The sequence below is a fragment of the Halomonas ventosae genome, assembly GCF_004361885.1.
In the GTDB taxonomy this organism is placed as follows: domain Bacteria; phylum Pseudomonadota; class Gammaproteobacteria; order Pseudomonadales; family Halomonadaceae; genus Halomonas; species Halomonas ventosae_C.
Genome location: NZ_SNWH01000049.1, coordinates 1 through 2,473 on the forward strand (window position 1 = coordinate 1; position 2,473 = coordinate 2,473).

1 protein-coding gene is annotated in these 2,473 nt (G+C 53.4%); it reads left to right on the plus strand.

Going from position 1 to position 2,473, the window contains the following annotated elements; translation table 11 throughout:
* Positions 1-776: 776 nt before the first annotated feature.
* Positions 777-2,288, plus strand: a complete 1,512-nt coding sequence (gene ltrA / locus DFO68_RS15295) for a group II intron reverse transcriptase/maturase (protein WP_208107454.1) — start codon at positions 777-779, stop codon at positions 2,286-2,288.
* Positions 2,289-2,473 lie beyond the last annotated feature (185 nt).

Genomic DNA, 2,473 nt, shown 5'->3' on the forward strand with positions numbered 1-2,473 from the left:
ATGACCAGCCGGCCGCACCCCGATCACAAGGTCTATCCGTACCTGCTGCGTGGTGTGTCGATCACGCGACCGAACCAGGTGTGGAGCACGGATGTAACCTACAGTGTGCCTCGACCCTGAAGGCAGCAGGAAGTAGCTGAATGGGCACGAGCATGACTGGAATACCTTCATGACGAGCAGGATGCTCCTAGTGAAGGGCTGCCCTCTGCTGTGAGAGGGCATGAGCCGAAGCGGCAGTGACCTGCAGTGCACTGGCAGGGTGATGTAACCCGTGGGAAACGGGGTGTGAGGCGAAGCCGTTACGCCAAGATGCACCTCTAGGCTAAGTATGGAAAGGTTGAGGAACACGAACCGATTAATCCGCGTCTATGGGCTGAACGTGTCGCCACCTCCTACACGGCTTATCGGAGGTGTGTGCCCCAGCAGTGAGTACAGGTAAGGCTCACTTCTGCTGCGGGCAACGAATAGCCAAGTCGTTGCCAACAGGGGTATGGACAGTGCGCAGCTAATCCGTACCGGGTACACCAACTTGCAGCATGCAAGGGTAAAGATTGCGATCGGCAACCTCCTCCATACGCTTGAGTCCAGCATGTAAACGAGGGAAGGCTTGTATGGGATGGTAAGGGAGTGCGACCCCGATGCCCAACAAGCTGGCGGAGCCTCCGTAGTAGTCCGAGGTGGGGAAAGCCCACCACATGGCGAAGGGAGGCAGTTCAAGTGGCTTGTTCCACTAATTACCTGACCGAGAGAGGTGAAGACCTTTGATAATCAGGGAAATGCAGAGCAAGCTAGCAACATGGTCAACAGAAGATCCGAATCGTAGGTTTGATCGACTGTTGAGGCTGATTGCAGGGCGCGATTGGCTCCTGAATGCTGCGTGGAAAACACTGGCATCAAAGGGGGCCAAGACTGCTGGGGTAGACGGTGAGACTCGACGAGTAGTAGAGCAGGATATTAGCCACTATGTGGATGATATTCGCTCAGAGCTGCTGGCTGGAACCTATCAGCCTCAGCCTGCTCGTCGTATCTATATTCCGAAGGCCAACGGCAAGAAGCGCCCACTGGGGATACCAACACTGCGAGATAGGATTGTACAACGTGCGATGCTGATGGCAATGGAGCCCATATGGGAAAGCGACTTCCATCGCTTATCCTACGGCTTCCGCCCCGAAAGAAGCGTGCACCATGCTATCCGAACCGTGAAATTGCAGCTTACGGATAGTGGAGAAACAAAGGGCCGCTGGGTCATAGAAGGCGACTTGGCAAGCTACTTTGATACTGTCCACCACCGAAAGCTGATGCGGTGCGTTCGCAGGCGGATTTGTGACAATCGTTTCCTAGACCTCCTCTGGAAATTCATCAAAGCGGGCCATGTCGACAAAGGGCTGTTTCATGCTGCCCACGACGGCGTTCCGCAAGGTGGTGTGCTTTCACCATTACTGTCGAATATCATGCTGAATGAATTCGACCAATGGCTTGAGAAACTCTATCTTGGCAAGAAGGCCCGCAAAGATCGTTGGTACTGGAACTCTAGCATCCAACGAGAATTTCCAATCGCTATGCGAGAAAGACGACATTGGCGACCAGCGGTAGCTTACTGTCGCTACGCTGATGATTTCGTCTTGGTTGTTAAAGGAAACAAGGCTCATGCTGAGGCTATCCGCGAGGAGTGCCGACTGTTCCTTGAGGACGACCTCTCATTAACTCTGAATATGGATAAGACCCATATAACGCATGTGAATGACGGGTTTATTTTCTTGGGCCATAGGATAATTCGTAAACGCGGACCCAATGGCACAATGCGCCCGGTCACGTCCATCCCCCGTGAAAAAGCAAAGAATTTCGCTGCATCTCTGGCGAAAGAATTGTCTAGCAATCATAGCGCGAATAGGATTGACATGGTGGACCGCCTGAATCGCCGACTGGCGGGATGGGCAAATTTCTACCAGCATACCGACTACACCGCGATCACTTACAGGAAGATAGATGGCATTGTCTTCTGGCGATTTGGCCACTGGCTATCAAGGAAGTATCGCGCATCGATAAAGTCCATGATGCGAAAACACTTCCTGAGACCAACAGAGAAACAAGCCAAGACATGGAAATTCTTTGGCCCAAATGGCAGAGGTGTTTTCTGCGTAACGAGCCTGAGACGTCTGGTGACCAGTCGAAAGATGACCTTCCGATGGCGGCTTCCTGAGGCAAATCCCTATCTGCCACAGGAAGAGGTACGCAACACCGTCACTTCGCGCTACCGAGATGTTGCCATGGCTTTGAGTCACACTTGAATGGAGAGCCGTATGCGCTGAGAGGTGCACGTACGGTTCGGGGAGGAGAAGCAGGGAAATAGCTCGACTACGCCCTGCTTCTTACTCCACTCCGTCTGCCACGCGGGTTCGTCTACCTGGTCGCCATTATCGACTGGTACAGCCGCAAGGTGCTGAGCTGGCGACTCAGCAATACCATGGACGCC

Bases quoted from the DNA above. Each gene is read 5' to 3' on its own strand.
- ltrA (WP_208107454.1), top strand. From the start codon at position 777: ATGCAGAGCAAGCTAGCAACATGGTCAACAGAAGATCCGAATCGTAGG.